Origin of the sequence: Pseudonocardia sp. D17, assembly GCF_036984265.1 — a bacterium.
GTDB classification, from domain to species: Bacteria; Actinomycetota; Actinomycetes; order Mycobacteriales; family Pseudonocardiaceae; genus Pseudonocardia; species Pseudonocardia benzenivorans.
In genome coordinates, this window is the sequence record NZ_BPRG01000234.1 from 13,404 (window position 1) to 28,935 (window position 15,532).

At 73.6% G+C, this 15,532-nt stretch carries 17 protein-coding genes; 9 read left to right on the plus strand and 8 right to left on the minus strand.

Annotated features, from left to right (window positions below; genetic code table 11):
• Both PSD17_RS31765 and PSD17_RS31770 read left to right on the plus strand, forming a co-directional pair.
• The gene (locus PSD17_RS31765; RefSeq protein WP_013674213.1) at positions 1-933 is read left to right on the plus strand and encodes an HpcH/HpaI aldolase/citrate lyase family protein; all 933 of its coding nucleotides are present in this window, start codon (positions 1-3) and stop codon (positions 931-933) included.
• Entirely contained in the window at positions 930-2,258 is a 1,329-nt protein-coding gene (locus PSD17_RS31770) for an LLM class flavin-dependent oxidoreductase (RefSeq protein WP_013674212.1), read from the plus strand. Before PSD17_RS31765 ends, PSD17_RS31770 begins: the two co-directional genes overlap by 4 nt.
• Here the strand turns inward: PSD17_RS31770 and PSD17_RS35510 are convergent.
• Both PSD17_RS35510 and PSD17_RS31775 read right to left on the minus strand, forming a co-directional pair.
• A complete protein-coding gene (locus tag PSD17_RS35510; RefSeq protein ID WP_158703363.1) occupies positions 2,203-2,505 on the minus strand; it encodes a DUF2752 domain-containing protein in 303 nt (100 codons plus the stop codon). The genes PSD17_RS31770 and PSD17_RS35510 overlap by 56 nt on opposite strands.
• Complete coding sequence (locus PSD17_RS31775) at positions 2,502-2,885, minus strand: hypothetical protein (RefSeq protein ID WP_143770424.1); 384 nt, start codon at positions 2,883-2,885, stop codon at positions 2,502-2,504. Before PSD17_RS31775 ends, PSD17_RS35510 begins: the two co-directional genes overlap by 4 nt.
• Positions 2,886-3,076: 191 nt before the next feature.
• Here PSD17_RS31775 and ku point away from each other — a divergent pair, with 191 nt between their 5' ends.
• Positions 3,077-4,105, plus strand: coding sequence for a non-homologous end joining protein Ku (ku, locus tag PSD17_RS31780; RefSeq protein WP_339126016.1), 1,029 nt, complete (start codon positions 3,077-3,079; stop codon positions 4,103-4,105).
• A 152-nt stretch (positions 4,106-4,257) separates the two neighbouring features.
• Entirely contained in the window at positions 4,258-5,274 is a 1,017-nt protein-coding gene (locus PSD17_RS31785) for a Dyp-type peroxidase (protein ID WP_103382900.1), read from the plus strand.
• Positions 5,275-5,320: 46 nt separating this feature from the next.
• On the opposite strand, the gene PSD17_RS31790 is transcribed toward PSD17_RS31785, so the two are convergent.
• The 3 genes from PSD17_RS31790 to PSD17_RS31800 form a co-directional block, all read right to left on the minus strand.
• Positions 5,321-6,991: a CocE/NonD family hydrolase gene (locus PSD17_RS31790; RefSeq protein ID WP_339126017.1), complete on the minus strand. Its 1,671-nt coding sequence runs from the start codon at positions 6,989-6,991 to the stop codon at positions 5,321-5,323.
• A 123-nt stretch (positions 6,992-7,114) separates the two neighbouring features.
• Complete coding sequence (locus PSD17_RS31795; RefSeq protein WP_339126018.1) at positions 7,115-8,425, minus strand: MFS transporter; 1,311 nt, start codon at positions 8,423-8,425, stop codon at positions 7,115-7,117.
• A gap of 96 nt (positions 8,426-8,521) precedes the next feature.
• Positions 8,522-8,794, minus strand: a complete 273-nt coding sequence (locus PSD17_RS31800; protein ID WP_339126019.1) for a hypothetical protein — start codon at positions 8,792-8,794, stop codon at positions 8,522-8,524.
• Positions 8,795-8,948: 154 nt separating this feature from the next.
• Here PSD17_RS31800 and PSD17_RS31805 point away from each other — a divergent pair, with 154 nt between their 5' ends.
• A complete protein-coding gene (locus PSD17_RS31805) occupies positions 8,949-9,755 on the plus strand; it encodes a DUF1707 domain-containing protein (RefSeq protein ID WP_339126020.1) in 807 nt (268 codons plus the stop codon).
• Positions 9,756-9,761: 6 nt separating this feature from the next.
• On the opposite strand, the gene PSD17_RS31810 is transcribed toward PSD17_RS31805, so the two are convergent.
• A complete protein-coding gene (locus PSD17_RS31810; protein ID WP_339126021.1) occupies positions 9,762-10,082 on the minus strand; it encodes a cytoplasmic protein in 321 nt (106 codons plus the stop codon).
• 60 nt (positions 10,083-10,142) lie between these two features.
• Here PSD17_RS31810 and PSD17_RS31815 point away from each other — a divergent pair, with 60 nt between their 5' ends.
• Positions 10,143-10,763, plus strand: a complete 621-nt coding sequence (locus tag PSD17_RS31815) for a TetR family transcriptional regulator (protein WP_233899383.1) — start codon at positions 10,143-10,145, stop codon at positions 10,761-10,763.
• Between the two features lie 13 nt (positions 10,764-10,776).
• On the opposite strand, the gene PSD17_RS31820 is transcribed toward PSD17_RS31815, so the two are convergent.
• Positions 10,777-11,730 carry a hypothetical protein gene (locus PSD17_RS31820; RefSeq protein ID WP_339126022.1) on the minus strand — a complete coding sequence of 318 codons (954 nt, stop codon included), beginning with the start codon at positions 11,728-11,730 and terminating at the stop codon, positions 10,777-10,779.
• Positions 11,731-11,955: 225 nt separating this feature from the next.
• Between PSD17_RS31820 and PSD17_RS31825 the strand changes: the two genes are divergently transcribed.
• Positions 11,956-13,356 (plus strand): glutamate decarboxylase, encoded by a 1,401-nt coding sequence (locus PSD17_RS31825; protein WP_339126023.1) that lies wholly within the window; start codon positions 11,956-11,958, stop codon positions 13,354-13,356.
• Positions 13,357-13,491: 135 nt separating this feature from the next.
• Here the strand turns inward: PSD17_RS31825 and PSD17_RS31830 are convergent, their stop codons facing one another.
• A complete protein-coding gene (locus tag PSD17_RS31830) occupies positions 13,492-14,364 on the minus strand; it encodes an MIP/aquaporin family protein (protein ID WP_339126024.1) in 873 nt (290 codons plus the stop codon).
• A gap of 262 nt (positions 14,365-14,626) precedes the next feature.
• On the opposite strand from PSD17_RS31830, the gene PSD17_RS31835 reads away from it, so the two are divergent.
• Entirely contained in the window at positions 14,627-15,043 is a 417-nt protein-coding gene (locus tag PSD17_RS31835; protein ID WP_445261047.1) for an ArsR/SmtB family transcription factor, read from the plus strand.
• Positions 15,030-15,494, plus strand: a complete 465-nt coding sequence (locus PSD17_RS31840; protein ID WP_339126026.1) for an SRPBCC family protein — start codon at positions 15,030-15,032, stop codon at positions 15,492-15,494. Before PSD17_RS31835 ends, PSD17_RS31840 begins: the two co-directional genes overlap by 14 nt.
• Positions 15,495-15,532: the final 38 nt, after the last annotated feature.

The following is a 15,532-nucleotide window of genomic DNA, read 5'->3' on the forward strand; positions in this document are numbered from 1 at the left end:
GTGCCGGAACGTCCCGTGCGACCCCGCAGGTCCGAGCTGGCCACGCCGGCCAGCAACGAGAAGATGTTCGCGAAGGCCGCGGCCTCCGGCGCGGACCTGGTGTTCCTCGACCTGGAGGACGCCTGCGCCCCCGCCGAGCGCGAGGCCGCCCGAGGCAAGGCCGGCGCCGCGCTGCGCGACCTCGACTGGGGCCGCACGACCCGGGCGATCCGGATGAACGGCGTCGACACCCGATGGGCCTACGGCGACGTCATCGAGGTGCTCACGATCGCCCGCGAGGCCCTCGACGTGATCATCGTCCCCAAGGTCCGCCGGGCCCGCGACGTCTGGTGGGTCGACGTGCTGCTCACCCAGCTGGAGGCGACGCTCGGGCTGGAGCACCGCGTCGGGCTGGAGGTGCTGATCGAGGAGACCGAGGGGCTGGAGAACGTCGGCGAGATCGCCAGGGCGTCGGACCGGCTGGAGGCGATCATCTTCGGCGTCGGCGACTTCTCGGCCTCGCAGGGCGCGCGCGTCGACGGCAACTTCGACCCGGTCGTCGACTACCCGGGCGACATGTGGCACTACGCCAGGGCCCGCGTGGTCGTCGCCGCCCGCTCGGCCGGGGTCGACGCGATCGACGCCCCGTTCCCCAACTACCGCGACCCCGACGCCTACCGGCTGGTCTGCGACCGGGCGGCCGCGATGGGGTACGTCGGGAAGTGGGCGATCCATCCCTCGCAGGTCGGGATCGCCAACGAGGCGTTCGCCCCGACGCCGGAGGACATCGAGCGCTCCCGGCGCATCGTCGAGGCCTACCGCGAGGCCGAACGCTCCGGCAAGGGCGCGACCGGGCTCGACGGGATGCTCGTCGACGCCGCGCACCTGCGCCACGCCGCCACGATCACCGCCACCGCCGAGCTGCTCGGCATGACCACGGGAGAGCCGCAATGACGTCGCAGCCGCGCAGGATGACGATGGTCGGCTTCATGCAGGCGGGCAACGTGACCGTCTACTCGGGATCGTGGCGCTACCCGTCGGCCGATCTGGGCTTCCTCGACCTCGACTACTACACCCACATCGCGCGCACGCTCGAGCACGGCCGCTTCGACATGGTCTTCTTCGACGACCGCCTCGCGATGCCCGGCGTCTACGGCGACTCGGTGGCCGACGCGGTCCGCTACGGTGCGCGGCCGGTCAAGCTCGACCTCACCGCCGTGCTCGGCGGGATCATCGGGGCCACCCGCGACATCGGCGTCGGCGCCACCTACTCGACGACCTACTTCGACCCGTTCCACGTGGCCCGCACGTTCGCGACCCTCGACCACCTGTCGAAGGGACGGGCGGCCTGGAACGTCGTGACCTCGATCAACGACTCGGAGGCCCAGAACTTCGGGCTGAAGTCGCACCTCGGCCACGACGAGCGCTACGACCGGGCGCACGAGTTCATGGAGGCCGTCGTCGCGCTGTGGGAGTCGTGGGAGGCCGACGCGCTGGTACTCGACCGCGAGTCCGGGATCTTCGCCGACCCCGACAAGGTCCACGAGATCCGGCACGAGGGGACGTGGTTCACCGTGCGCGGGCCGCTGACCGTGCCGCGGCCGCCGCAGGGCCGGCCGACGATCCTGCAGGCGGGGTCGTCCGGGCGGGGCCGTGAGTTCGCCGCGTCCTGGGCCGACGTCGTGTTCACCGGCGACCCGGGGCTGGAGGTCGCGCGTACCCACTACCGCGACCAGAAGGACCGCGTCGCCGCGGCGGGCCGCGACCCCGGCTCGGTGAAGATCCTCCCGATGGCCTACGCCGTCGTCGGCGAGACCCGCGACATCGCGCTGGAGAAGGAACGGCTGTTCCTGGAGCGCTACGTCCACCCGCTCGCCTCGCTCGCGCTGCTGTCGGAGCTGCTCAACTACGACTTCGCCAAGCACGACCTCGACGACCCGGTGACCGCCGAGATGATCGAGGCGAGCTCGGGCATCCGCGGGCTGGCCGAGGGTGTGCGCGCACACCTGGGCCGCGAGGTCACCGTCCGCGACCTGGCCGCGCACCGCGCGACGCTGCTGCAGGGGCCGCGGTTCGTCGGGACGCCCGTCGACGTGGCCGACCAGATGCAGGAGTGGTTCGAGACGGAGGCCTGCGACGGTTTCGTGCTCGCCGCGACGCACCTGCCCGGGGCGTTCGAGGAGTTCGTGCGGATGGTCGTGCCGGTGCTCCAGGAGCGCGGGCTCATGCAGCGCGACTACGCGGGCGCGACCCTGCGCGAGAACCTGGCACGGGCCTGACGAGCATTCGGGCGGCGACGGCGACGACGAGCGGCACGCCCAGCCGGTGCGCCGCGAACGACTCCCGCCACCGCCCTCGCCACGCCAGTGCCACCGAGCGGGTCAGCCCGCACACCGGGCAGGCCCGGCCGGTGAGCCTGCGCCACGGGCACGCCACCGGCCACGACCGGGCGCCCGCCCACGCCGCGACGACCACGTAGCCCGCGACCGCGCGGCCCGGGGTGAGCGCCGCGGGCGCCGCCCTCACCGGCCGGTCATCGCGATCGAGCGGGCGTAGTTCACGCGGCCGTTGACGTCGTGGACCTGGTGCAGCGACCAGACCGGAATCTGCGTCGAGTACAGCAACCCCGGCGCCTGGGCGACGACCTGCACGCTGCCGACGGTCCGCTCCTCCTTGGCCAGCAGGAACAGCAGCCCGAGGAAGCAGAACAGGAAGAAGATCACCGCGCACACGATCGCCCACGTCGGGATCTCACGCGTGGTCACCGACATGTCCGTGACGTGCCACTGCACCGACGACACCGGGGCGCTGCCCCCCGGCGTGACCACCCAGGACGGGGTGACGGTGATGTCGCCGATCGTCACCAGCACCGGTTCGGGCGCTCCGGACGTCCAGGGGTCCGTCATCACCGATCGTGCTCCTCGCCTCGCCACCGGGCGTCGGTGCCGTCGTCCGCACCGACCGTCCGCACCGACCGCCCGCGCCGACCGTCCGTGCCGACCCGCACGTTACCCGTCGACGGCGTACGACCGGGCCGGTGCGGGTAGGGAGATCCCGGGCGCCGACACGCCCGACCGACACCCGAGGAGGCCCCGGCATGGCGCGCGCGATCTGGACCGGCTCGATCACGTTCGGCCTGGTGTCGATCCCGGTCGGACTGTTCCCGGCGACGTCGGACCACACGATCCACTTCCACCAGTTCGAGCGCGGGACGTCGGACCGCGTGCGCAACCAGCGGGTCAACGAGCGGACCGGCGACGAGGTCGACTTCGACGACATCGTCAAGGGGGCGGACGTCGGCGACGGCGAGCACGTCGTCGTGGAACCCGACGAGCTGGATGCGATCGCGCCCGGCCGCTCCCGCAACCTGGAGATCGCCGACTTCGTCGAGCTCGACGAGATCGACCCCATCTGGTTCCGACGCACCTACTGGCTCGCCCCGACCGAGGAGCAGTACGGCCGCCCGTACGCACTGCTGCTGCGGGCGATGCGGGAGTCCGGGCGCGCGGCCGTGGGCACGTTCGTCATGCGCGGCAAGGAGTACCTCGCGGCGGTCCGACCGGACGGCGACGTCCTCGCCCTGCAGACGCTGTACTTCGCCGACGAGGTGCGCGACCCCACCGACCTCGACCTGCCCGGAGGCGTCCGGGTGCAGGGCAAGGAGCTCGCGATGGCGACGAGCCTGATCGACTCGATGAGCACCTCGTGGGACCCGACGCGCTACCGCGACACCTACCGCGACCGGGTCGACGAGCTGATCGAGGACAAGCGCAAGGGCGACGAGACCGTCGTCGAGTCCGCCCCGCCGGACCCGACGGAGATGTCCGACCTGCTCGCGGCGCTCGAGCGCAGCGTGTCCGAGGCGAAGCAGTCGCGGGGCGGTGTCGGCAAGAAGGCGACGGGGAAGAAGGCCACCGAGAACAAGGCCACCGATAAGAAGGCCACCGGCGAGAAGAGCACGAAGAAGTCGGGGTCCCGGTCGTCGCGCACGAAGGCGGGGAAGGCACCGGACCTGCGCGACGCGACCAAGGCCGAGCTGACCGCGCTGGCCCGCGAGCTCGACGTCCCCGGCCGGTCGTCGATGACGCGCGACGAGCTCGCCGCGGCGGTGCGCAAGGCCTCCTGAGCTCCCGGAGTCGTCGCACGGGCCGGCCCGACCGCCGGGATGTGCGGTGTCTCAGAACTCGGCAATCCGTTGCGGGAAGGACGTGGGCGTCGGGAAGATCGGCGGCGGCTGCCGGGACGGGCCCGGCGGCCGGCCGACGATCGGAGACACGCGTGCCGGTGGACCCCCAGCCGCAGGCGGTGCTCTCGCCGCTCACCGAGAGCGCGGTGTTCCTCACCCTGACCGTGGCCGACGGCGGCGAGCAGACCGTCCGTGACCTGCTGCCCGAGGTGGCCGGGATCGTCCGGTCGGTCGGCTTCCGGCTCCCGGACGAGGGGCTGACCTGCATCGTCGGGATCGGCTCCGACCTGTGGGACCGGACCTTCGACGGTCCGCGCCCCGCCGGCCTGCATCCCTTCCGTGAGGTCGTCGGCGGCCGCCACCACGCGCCGTCGACACCTGGCGACCTGTTCCTGCACGTCCGCGCCCTGCGCCTGTACCCGTGCTTCGAGCTGGCGCGGCTCGTCCGCGACCGCCTCGGCGCCGCCGTCGACGTGATCGACGAGGTGCACGGGTTCCGCTACTTCGACCGTCGTGACCTGTTGGGGTTCGTCGACGGCACCGAGAACCCCACCGGCGACGACGCCGCGGCCGCGGTCCTGATCGGCGCCGAGGACCCCGACTTCGCGGGGGGCTCGTACGTCATGACCCAGAAGTACCTGCACGACCTCGGCGCCTGGCAGGCGCAGAGCGTCGAGGCGCGCGAACATGCCGTCGGGCGGCGGATGCTCGACGACGTCGAGCTCGACGAGCAGACCCAGCCCTCGGACTCCCACGTCGCGCTCACGCAGATCGTCGAGGAGGACGGGACCGAGCGGGAGATCCTGCGCGACAACATGCCGTTCGGGTCGATCGCCCGCGGCGAGTACGGCACGTACTTCATCGGGTACGCCGCCGACCCCGACGTCCCCGAACGCATGCTGACCAGGATGTTCGTCGGCGAACCGGTGGGCAACACGGATCGGCTGCTGGAGGTCTCGACGGCCGTCACCGGCAACCTGTTCTTCGTGCCGTCGACGGCGATGCTCGACGACCCGCCGCCCGCCCGGACCGCCGCCGCGGCCGCCGAGCCCGCGCCGGCCAGGTCGGCCGGGGACCTCGGGATCGGCGCCCTGCGCGGCGCCCGCTGAGGACACGACCGCTCGGTCGGCCGGTCGGGAGCGGGACGCCGTGCCGTCAGCCGACGACCGGCAGCAGCACCCGGGAGCGGCCGTCGACGGGGAGTGTGCGGGCCGAGGGGCGCAGCGTCGAGCCCGTGGCGGCGGGCTCTCCCGAACCGAGGTTGCGGGCCAGCCGCGGGTGCGCGCCCCCGGAGACCTGCAGCCGGATCCGGTGGCCGGGGCCGAACCGGTGCGCGGTCCCGGCCAGCTCGACGCGCACGACCTGCTCGCGGTCGGCGTCGGTGAGCCGGGCGAAGCCGTCGGTGACGTTGAACGAGCGGCCGCGCTCGTCGACGTCGCAGATGCGCACGAAGAGGTCGGCGTGCGGGTTGTCGCTGCGGTGCGCGAGCTCGACGACGATCGTCCCCGCGACCTCGACCGTCTCGGTCAACGCCTCGCCGGTGAACGTCACGACGTCCGCGCGCGCCTCCAGCGGGCCGTTGTCGACGACGCCGGAGGCCTTGGGGTCGAGGAGCGGCCCACCGAGCGCGGGGGTGGGGTCGGCGGGGTCGTAGGTGAACGTGACCGGCGCGGCGGGGCGTCCCGACGCGGCCGCCGCCAGCCCACGACCGGGCTCGACGTAGAGGCTGCGCGGCGTCGTCGGGGGCGGCCAGTCGGTCGAGCCGCGCCACCCGGGGTCGGCACCGGTCACGTAGACGCGCACCGGCGTCGGGCGGGTGGCGGGCCGCCCCGCGACACGGGACCCGAGGAAGTCCAACGCCTCCTTGACCACGCGCCCGCCACCGCGGGCCGCGGCGTCGGCGTGCGTCCAGGGACCGACGGTGAGCGCCACGTCCAGACCACGCCCGTGCAGGTGGGTCCACTGTTGGAGGGTCTGGCGGATGAAGAGGTCCTGCCAGCCGCCGACGAGCAGAACGGGGGTGCGGACGCGGTCGAGCGCGGCGGAGAGCTGCATCGGCCGCCAGAACGGGTCGGAGGGCTCGGGCCGCGAGGCCCAGTCGCGATACCAGGGCGCCTTCCCCGCGAGCAGCGCCTCCCCCGAGGCGACGAGCGGGATGCCGTCCATCGCCGACTGCTGGCGGCGCGCGGCCGAGCGCTCGCGCACGAGCCGCCGCAGCAGCGTGCCCTCCTCCTGGTGGGCGACCATGTCGCTCCAGCCCAGGAAGTCGGCCAGCGAGAACGAGCCGATGCCGTGCGCGGAGAGGTTGAAGTCGTGCGGGCCGACGACCACGACCGACGCGGCCAGCTCCGGCGGCGGGTCCATGAGCAGGGCCCACTGGGTGAAGCCCAGGTAGGACAGGCCGAGGGTGGCGAAGGTGCCGTCGAACCACGGCTGCCCGCGCATCCACGCGACCGTGTCCTGGCCGTCCTCGATCTCGCGCCGCATCGGGTCGAACGCCCCGCCCGACCCGAACGTCCCGCGCACGCTCTGCAGCAGGACCTGCCAGCCGCGCGCGGCGTAGACGCGGGCGAACGCGAGGCTGTTGAGGGTGGTGCGCCCGTACGGGCCGCGGACGAGGATCGTGCCGAGGGGCTCGACGTCGGCCGGGGTGTAGAGGTCGCCGATCAGTTCGACGCCGTCGCGCATCGGCGCGCGCAGGCCGCGGGTGACGGTGTACCGGCCGCCGGACGGCAGCCGCCACACACGGTCGAGCACCCGGTCTGCGAGCTGCATCCCCCGGCCGGGCCGTTCGGCCACCGGCTCCGTCGCGACCGTCGTGGTCATGCGCGCTCCCCCATGTCGCCCTGCCCGGGTCGTCCTGTCCCGGGTCCCGCCGACGCTAGCCGACCGTCGACCGTTCGAGCGGCGACGAAACGTCCCGGGGGCCGGGTCGGGGCATGGGTCGGGTCATTCCTGCGCGGCGGCAGCGCCGTCGTGCCGGCTCGGGCCGGTCTCAGCTGCCCGCCCAGACCGGGCGCCGCCGGGACCGGTCGAGGTCCCGAGCGCGAGCACCGCACCGAGCGCCGCACAGCCGGCGAGCAGCCAGAACACCGGCGGGTACCCACCGAACACGCCGGCGAGCGCGGCCCCGGCCCACGGCGCCAGCGCGGTCGCGACGGTCACCGGCGCCGAGAGGATCCCGTTGAGCCGGCCGTAGTGCGCGGTACCCCAGCGGTCGCTGACGGCGGTGGCCTGCAGCAGCGTCACGATCCCGCGGCTCACGCCCATCAGCAGCGACGCCCCGAACAGTAGCGCGGCGGGGCCGGGGACGAGGGCGAGCAGGCCGGCCGTCACCGCGGTGGCGGCGAGGATGACGACGGCACGCGTGGGCGCGCTCAGCCGTCCCGTCACATGCCGGTATCCCAGCCGCCCGACGAGCTGCGCGACCCCGGCGAGACCCAGCGCCCAGGCCGCGGCGTGCGTCGACAGGCCGCGCTCGATCAGCAGCGGCACCTGGTTGACCAGTACCGCGAACGACGTGAACGTGCCCAGCGCGACGGCGGCCACCACCAGCACGAACGCCCTGCTGCGCACGACGGCCCGGGGCGCGGGGCCGTCGTCGGAGGTGTCCGCGCGCGGGGCGGCGGGCCACGGCCCACGCAGCCCGACCAGGTGCGCAGGGACCGTCACCAGCGCGAGCACCACCGCCAGCACCAGGTAGGCGTGGCGCCAGCCGAGATGATCGAGCAACGTCGCCGACAGGGGCGCGAACACCGTCCCGGCCAGCCCGCCGAGCATCGTGACGGCGGTGAGCGCGGTGACCCGGCGCGGCCCCCACCAGCGGGTCAGCGCGGCGAACGCGGGCGGGTACAGCGTCGCCGACATCGCGACGCCCGCCACCAGCCACGCCGCCACGAACAGCGGGAACGACGGCGCGAACGCCACCCCGGCGATCGCCGGTGCCGCGAGGACCGAGCCCGCGGTCATGACCGGCCGCGGCCCGATCCGGTCGAGCGCCCGGCCCGTCCCGATCCCGACGACGGCCGACACCACGAGTCCTGCGGAGAACGCGGCGGTGACGGTCGCGACCGACCAGCCCGTGTCGTCGGCGATCGACGGTGCGAGCACCGGGAACGCGTAGTACAGGACGCCCCAGCCGACGACCTGGGTCAGGCACAGCACGACGAGGACGCGCCGCAGCCCACGCTCGTCGAGAGCGGCGGCCGGAGACGCGGTGGACTGCGGCGCAGGGAGTTGCGGACCCGTGGTGTGCGGCATCGCCCCCAGCGTCTCCCACGCCGGCAAGATCCGCCGGACGGCACGCGGCGGGCCGACGCCTGCGCAGGCTGGGCCGACGAGCTGTACGCCGGCTGCTCACGATCGACCGTCCGCCGGGCCCGGACGAGCCGCGCGCTCCCGCCGCCGGCCGCCTCCGCCGGCGCCCAGCCTCTCCGCGACGACGTCCACCCCCGGGCCGGCCAGCGCCCCGAGGCCCGCCGGGCGCCCCGACGCGACCAGCAGCAGGTCGACGTCCGGTCCGCGCAGCTCGGCGCCCTCGCCGTGGGTCCAGCCGGAGTCCTCCCGTTCCGCGGCCACCGCGGCGTCGACCACGGCCCGCGACAACGCGGGAGAAGAAACAGGCGTCATGCCCGGATAGACCGATTCGACCGCCCCGACTCATCGGTCCCGGCCGCGCGTCTATTCTCAGCGCCTCACGAAAGGCAGAGATGTCACCTTCGCGCAGGTACGGGTCACCCCGGTCGTCGTCGGCGGGCACCCCGCCCCGATCACGGCGGGCGACGTGAGCAGTGGGGCGGCGCGGCGCGCCACCCGCGCCCGCGACGCCGACCGGTCGGCGACCTGCGCGGCGCTCGACAGCGCGCTGGTCGACGGGCAGCTCGACACCGTGGAACACCGCGAGCGCGTCGCGGCGGCGATGACGGCGACCACCCTGGCCGAGCTCGCTGTGCTCACCGCGGACCTCCAGGGCGCGCCGCCGCCACCGGCCCCGCGCCCGCGCCGCCGCTCCCGCGCAGGGGTGTGGTTCGTCGGCCTCGCGGGTGTGCTGGTCGTCGCGCTGGTGGTGACGATGTGCAGCGTCGGGCGGTCGGTCGATCCCGTGGCGGGGCCTCCCGGGGCGGCCGCGGCGGACGGCGCACCGACACAGGGACCGCTGTTCACCGCCGCGGGCTGGGACGCGATGCTCTCGTGGCTGCGGACCGAGCACCGCGGCACGACGGTCGTCGGGGCGACGGTCTATCCGACGTACGCACGGATCGAGGTCCTCGAGCCCGACGATCCGCGGCACACCCGCCGCGTCGACTACCCGCCGCGGAAGTTCGACGCGTCGATGGGCGGGAACCGCAAGCTCGACGACCCGCTCGTCGACCTCGCCACCGTCGACCAGGCGGCCCTGCGCAGGCTGCTCGCGGAGGCACCGGAGCGGGTCGGCGTCACCGATCCGACGTCGACCTACATGGTCTTCGGCTTCCCGACGCGTCCGGCCGACCAGCTCGGGATCTACGTCTCCAACGAGCACCGGCAGAGCGGCATGATCATCGTGACGGTCCGCGGCGAGATCGTGTCGGTCTCCCCCGTGAACGGCTGAGCGCCGCTACTTCAGCTCGACGAACAGCGCGTGCGTCGGCACGTCGCCGATGTTCTCGCCGATGTGGGTCTGCGCGTCGACCCACCCGGCCTCGTGCAGGGTCTTCTCGACCTCGACCGTGCGGCCGTCGACGGTGAGCCGGCGGCGGAACGTGGCCAACGGGATGATCACCATGTCGGGGTGGGTGTGCTCGCACGTCCGGTCGCCCGGCTCGTCGCGGTACTCCAGCACCCGCACGCGCTCGTTCTCGAACACCACCGAGTACAGGCCGGGGTCGGTGACGACCGGGTCGGTGCTCGACGCCGCGCTCGTCGTGACCTTGCTCATACGACACCACCTTCGCGGGACTTGAGTACCATGAAGGGCACCATGGTACCGTGACCGTCAATGGCTTCGATGGCGTCAGAGGCACTTCCGTACGAGCTCACCGGCCGGCGCAACCAGAAGGCCCGCACCCGATCCGCGCTCGTCGCCGCCGCCCGCGAGCTGCTGTCCCACGGGACGACGCCGACCGTCGAGGAGGCTGCCGAGGCGGCCGCGGTCTCCCGGACCACGGCGTACCGGTACTTCCCGAACCAGCGGGCCCTCGTCGCCGCCGCCTACCCCGAGGTCGACCAGGACTCGCTGCTGCCCGACGACCCACCCGACGACCCGGTGCAGCGCCTGGACCTGCTGCTGGCTGCCACGAACCGGATCGTCCGGGACTGGGAGATGCAGCTGCGGGCGGCGCTGCGGCTGTCGCTCGAACCCGGCGCCGAGCCGACCGGCCCGGTACTGCGCCGCGGGCGCGTCATCGGCTGGCTGGCCGACGCCTTGGAACCGCTCGCCGCCACCCACCCGGACGTCGACCGCGACCGGCTCGCCGTCGCGATCCGCGCGGCGACGGGTATCGAGGCGTTCGTCTGGCTGGTCGACGTCGCTCGCTACCCCCGCGAGGAGGCGCTGGAGCTGATGCGCTGGAACGGCCGCGCGATCCTGCGCGCCGCCCTCGACGACGGCGGGCCGTGAGCGGCGCGGTCGGTCAGCGCGGCCCCGACCGCTCCTCGGTCACGTCGTCGACCTGCTCGTCCGCGGGAGCCGCGTCCGGGTCCCGGCCGGCCGGAGGCGCGACCGCGGGCCGCTCGAACAACTGGGCCAGCCCCGCCGCGCTGAAGCAGGCCGCGCCCGAGGCGGTACCCCAGTTGACCACCCCGACGCTGATCGCCTCGCCGGTGACGGGCCGTACGAAGGCGGCGATCCCGGACAGCATGAACAGCCACGACCCGACCTGGTTCACGACGACGATCCACCAGCCCAGCGACGAGGCCAGCACGCGGAACCGACCGTGGCAGACCTCCATGATCCCGACGTGCCCGGACACCAGGAACAGGATGCAGCCGACCACCTCCGGTGCCCAGACCAGCCGGTCGACCTGGCGCGCGCTCAGGTCCGACACGAACGCGTCGACGAGGCTGATCGCGAACGCCAGCGTGCCGCAGAACAGGACGAACGCGGCCACCCAGCCGGGGCGGTTCGGCTCGTACGCCCACCACCGCCACGGGCGGGCGACGAGCGCTCCGTCGTCGCCGATCCGGCGCGGCGAGTTCAGCTCCTGGACCAGGGCCGCATAGGCGCCGAGGGAGAACCAGAACCCGCCGATCAGGAACGTCCGGTCGATGACGGGAAGCGGTGCCCCGTCGTACTGCGCCAGCAGCGCACCGACGGTGAACAGCGCGCCGCCGAGGAAGAACGACACCCCCGAGATGTCGTTGCACCGCCGCAGCCGGACGGCGACGGCCGGCCGCGCGAAGATCCGCGTGACGGTGCCCTCCCGGACCACCTCGACGAACCCGCGCTTGCGGGCCGGCCGGGACTCCCAGGTGGCGGTCGAGCCGTCGGCGTGCTCCCACTCCACCCTGCTGAGCAGGGACCCAGGCCCAGCCGTGTCCCGCACCCGGGCGTCCCGTGGCAACTCGAAGGCGTCCCCCAGGCTCACCAGTCGATCGTCGTCGGTACCGCACGCGGTCGGGACCACCCGGGCCGGGCGATTCGGCCCGGCGGGCCGCCCTGCCGCGGTCCACCCCCTCCGGGTGATGACGGTGCGCGCCGCGGGCGGTCACGGTCGAGGCCCACCGGGGTGCTCGAGGCAGGCGGCGCCCCGACCCGCGGTGACCACCGTGCAGCCCGACGCGGTCGGCGCCGAGCAGAGGGGATGCCGAGAATGCCGCTACACGACCGCGACACCGTCCGCGACGAGCTCGACGACTGCGTCTTCGTCGACCGCGACCTGACCAGGCCCGTCACCAAGTACCGGTTCCCACAGGAGGAGAGCCTTCCGCGGGACGTCTCCCAGCTGGTGTCCGACGAGCTGATGCTCGACGGCAACGCGCGCCAGAACCTGGCCACCTTCTGCCAGACGTGGGTCGAGCCCGAGGTGATGGGCCTGATGGCGCTGTCGGTCAGCAAGAACATGATCGACAAGGACGAGTACCCGCAGACCGCCGAGATCGAGCGGCGGTGCGTGCACATGATGGCCGACCTGTGGAACGCGCCCGAGGCGGCCAACACCGTCGGCGCCTCGGCGATCGGCTCGTCGGAGGCGTGCATGCTGGCGGGGATGGCCGCCAAGTGGCGGTGGCGGGCGAAGCGGCGGGCGGCCGGCAAGCCGGTGGACAACCCGAACATGGTGTGCGGCCCGGTACAGGTGGTGTGGCACAAGTTCGCCCGGTACTGGGACATCGAGATGCGCGAGGTCCCGATGGCCCCCGGGAGCTACGCCATGGACGCGGCCTCGATGCTCGAACGGGTCGACGAGAACACGATCATGGTCGTGCCGACGCTCGGCGTCACCTACACCGGTGCGTACGAGCCGGTGGCCGACATGTCGCTCGCCCTCGACCAGCTGCAGGCCGACACCGGCCTCGACGTCGACATCCACGTGGACGCCGCCAGCGGCGGTTTCCTCGCCCCGTTCTGCGCGCCCGACCTGGCCTTCGACTTCCGGCTCCCGCGGGTGAAGTCGATCAGCGCCTCCGGACACAAGTTCGGGCTCGCACCGCTCGGTGTCGGCTGGGTCGTCTGGCGCGACGCCGGCGAGCTGCCCGACGACCTGGTGTTCCACGTCAACTACCTGGGCGGCGACATGCCGGTGTTCCAGATCAACTTCTCCCGGCCGGCCGGGCAGATCGTCGCGAGCTACTACAACTTCCTCCGGCTCGGACGCGAGGGCTATCGCCGCATCCACGACGCGTCGTACGACGTCGGCCAGTACCTCGCCGCCGAGATCGTGAAGCTCGGCCCCTTCGAGCTGCTGTGCGACAGCAGGCCCGACACCGGCATCCCGACGGTCACGTGGCGGATCCGCGAGGGCGAGGACCCCGGATACACCCTGTACGACCTGGCCGACCGGCTGCGCACCAAGGGGTGGCAGGTGCCCGCCTACACCCTCACCGGGACCGCCTCGGACATCGCGGTCCAGCGCATCCTGGTCCGCCTCGGCGTCAGCCGCGACATGGCCTCCCTGCTGCTCGACGACTTCCGGGACGCCGTCGCCCACTTCGGCAAGCACCCGGTCACGATTCCCATGACGAAGCAGGAGTCGGGCGGGTTCAGCCACCTCTGACCCACTCGAGCACTCCCGACGGGGCGCGCGTCGACCGGGGGGCGGCGCGGCCCGGCGGGAGTCGAGAACGCGGTCGGCGCCCCGATCCGGAGCCTGCGGCAGCCCCTTGCTCTCGGCGCCGTCACTCTCGCGCCGTCAGCGCCGGGGCCGGGAACCGGGCCGCCACGCCGAGCCCAGGGTGCCCTGGGCCGCCGCCGCGCCGCTCCGACCGCCACCCCGGCCCCGCAGGACATGGGCGAACCCGACGGCGATGATCGCGCCGACCAACGGCCCGACCAGGTAGGCCCGCCACGCCGTCCAGTCGCCCAGGACGATGGCGGGCCCGAGCGAGCGGACGGGGTTCATCGACGCCCCGCTCACCGGTGAGCCCCACAGCCCGGCCAGTGCGATGTAGCTACCGACCCCGATCGCTGCCAACGGTCCGATCTGCTGCGCCCCCGAGGCGGTCCCCAGGATCACGCTGACCAGGCCCGTGGTCAGGACGATCTCCCAGAGCATCGCGGTGGTCGCCGAGATGCCGGGGCCGGGCAGGGTCAGGCCCGCGCTGCCCTGCTTCCCGAGCAGCGCCATCAGCAGCAGCGTCGCGAGGATGGCGCCGAGGAGCTGGGCGACGACGTAGGCCGGGACCCGCCGCCACGGGAAGTCACCGCGCGCCGCGAACGCGATGCTGACCGCCGGGTTGAGGTGCGCGCCGGAGACCGTGCCCATGAACAGGATGACGGCGGCGACCATCAGGGCCGGGGCCACCACCTTCGCCCCGTACGGGACCGCGTCGCCGCCGAAGCGAGCGCTGACCATGCCGCCGCCGACCGCCACCAGGACCAGCAGGAACGTCCCCAGCACCTCGGAGAACAGCCGTCGTCCCTCGTAGCCGTCGTCCCAGAAGTCGAACTCCCCGACCACCGAGTTCGGCTGCCCCATCGACCGCAGGGCCACGGCGGCGTGCGTCGCCGCGTCCGCCCCCGGCACCTCCGACGGCGCATCCGTCTCGTCCGACTCGCCTGCCATCGCCCACCCCCGATCGGAGCCACGACGACGTCCACCACCCGGCGCCCGCTCCACGACGTCTCGCAGCCCGTCCACCGTCTGCATGCGACGACGACGCCGCATCGTCCGGCGCGGGTGAGCGGGGCCCCGGACGTCGGACCGGAAGCGGACCGGTCGCTCCGTCGGCACCGGGGTGACGGCGCCGCCCCTCTGCGCAGGACGGTCGAGCGGCTCTCCCCGACCGGCGTCCGGAGGACAGCAGCGAGGTGCGACCTCCGGATGTGTGCACTTGTTGCTTAAATATGCCTGTGGTTATATATCTGGCGTGGACACGTTCACGGTCCTGGCCGAGCCGCTGCGCCGGCAGGTCCTCGAGCTCCTCGCCGAGGGGCCGGTCACGGCGGGCGACCTCGCCGCCCGGTTCCCGGTCACGCGGCCTGCGGTGAGCCGGCACCTGCGGGTCCTGCGGGAGTCCGGGCTCGTCGAGTCCACGGTGCAGGGCCAGCACCGCGTCTACACGCTCCGCCGCGCGGGCCTCGCCGAGCTGGACGACTGGCTCACCCGGTTCCGCCCGCTGACCGCCGACGCCGCACCGGCCGGACCCGCCGCACGGCTCGACGCCCTCGACACCGAACTGCACCGCGGCCGTCGTGCCCGGCGCGCCGCCGACCCGACGGGAGTACACCGTGGCACGGCCTGACCCCGGCGACCGCCGTACCCTGACCCTGCGCCGCAGCTACCCCGATCCGGTCGAGGACGTCTGGGCGGCGTTCACCGACCCCGCCCGGCTGGCCCGCTGGTTCGGCACCTACACCGGCACCGGCCGCCCCGGCGGTACCGTCGAGCTGACCATCACGGGCGAGGTCGACGCGGGCGGGGCCGTCGCCGATCCGGTCACCGTGACGATCCACGAGTGCGCGCCGCCGCACCGGCTCGTCGTCGAGGTCCCCGACCCCGACGGGCAGGCGTGGCACATCGAGGTCGACCTCGCCCCGGCCGGCAGGGGCGCGGAACTGGTCTTCACCCAGCGGCTGACGCCGGGCCTCGGCGCGGCCGACGTGGAAGCGGGCTGGAACTGGTACCTCGACCGTCTGGAGGCCTCCCTCCACGGCACCGAGATGCCGGACTGGAGCGCCTACGCCCCCGGCTGAACGTTTCCCGGCAGGCGGCGCCCGCCGGCCCGCGACCT

Coding starts and splice junctions, on each gene's coding strand:
- PSD17_RS31810 (WP_339126021.1), bottom strand. CDS start 10,082: ATGAGCAAGGTCACGACGAGCGCGGCGTCGAGCACCGACCCGGTCGTC.
- PSD17_RS31825 (WP_339126023.1), top strand. CDS start 11,956: ATGCCGCTACACGACCGCGACACCGTCCGCGACGAGCTCGACGACTGC.
- PSD17_RS31830 (WP_339126024.1), bottom strand. CDS start 14,364: ATGGCAGGCGAGTCGGACGAGACGGATGCGCCGTCGGAGGTGCCGGGG.
- PSD17_RS31790 (WP_339126017.1), bottom strand. CDS start 6,991: ATGACCACGACGGTCGCGACGGAGCCGGTGGCCGAACGGCCCGGCCGG.
- PSD17_RS31795 (WP_339126018.1), bottom strand. CDS start 8,425: ATGCCGCACACCACGGGTCCGCAACTCCCTGCGCCGCAGTCCACCGCG.
- PSD17_RS31770 (WP_013674212.1), top strand. CDS start 930: ATGACGTCGCAGCCGCGCAGGATGACGATGGTCGGCTTCATGCAGGCG.
- PSD17_RS31815 (WP_233899383.1), top strand. CDS start 10,143: ATGGCTTCGATGGCGTCAGAGGCACTTCCGTACGAGCTCACCGGCCGG.
- PSD17_RS31800 (WP_339126019.1), bottom strand. CDS start 8,794: ATGACGCCTGTTTCTTCTCCCGCGTTGTCGCGGGCCGTGGTCGACGCC.
- ku (WP_339126016.1), top strand. CDS start 3,077: ATGGCGCGCGCGATCTGGACCGGCTCGATCACGTTCGGCCTGGTGTCG.
- PSD17_RS31775 (WP_143770424.1), bottom strand. CDS start 2,885: ATGACGGACCCCTGGACGTCCGGAGCGCCCGAACCGGTGCTGGTGACG.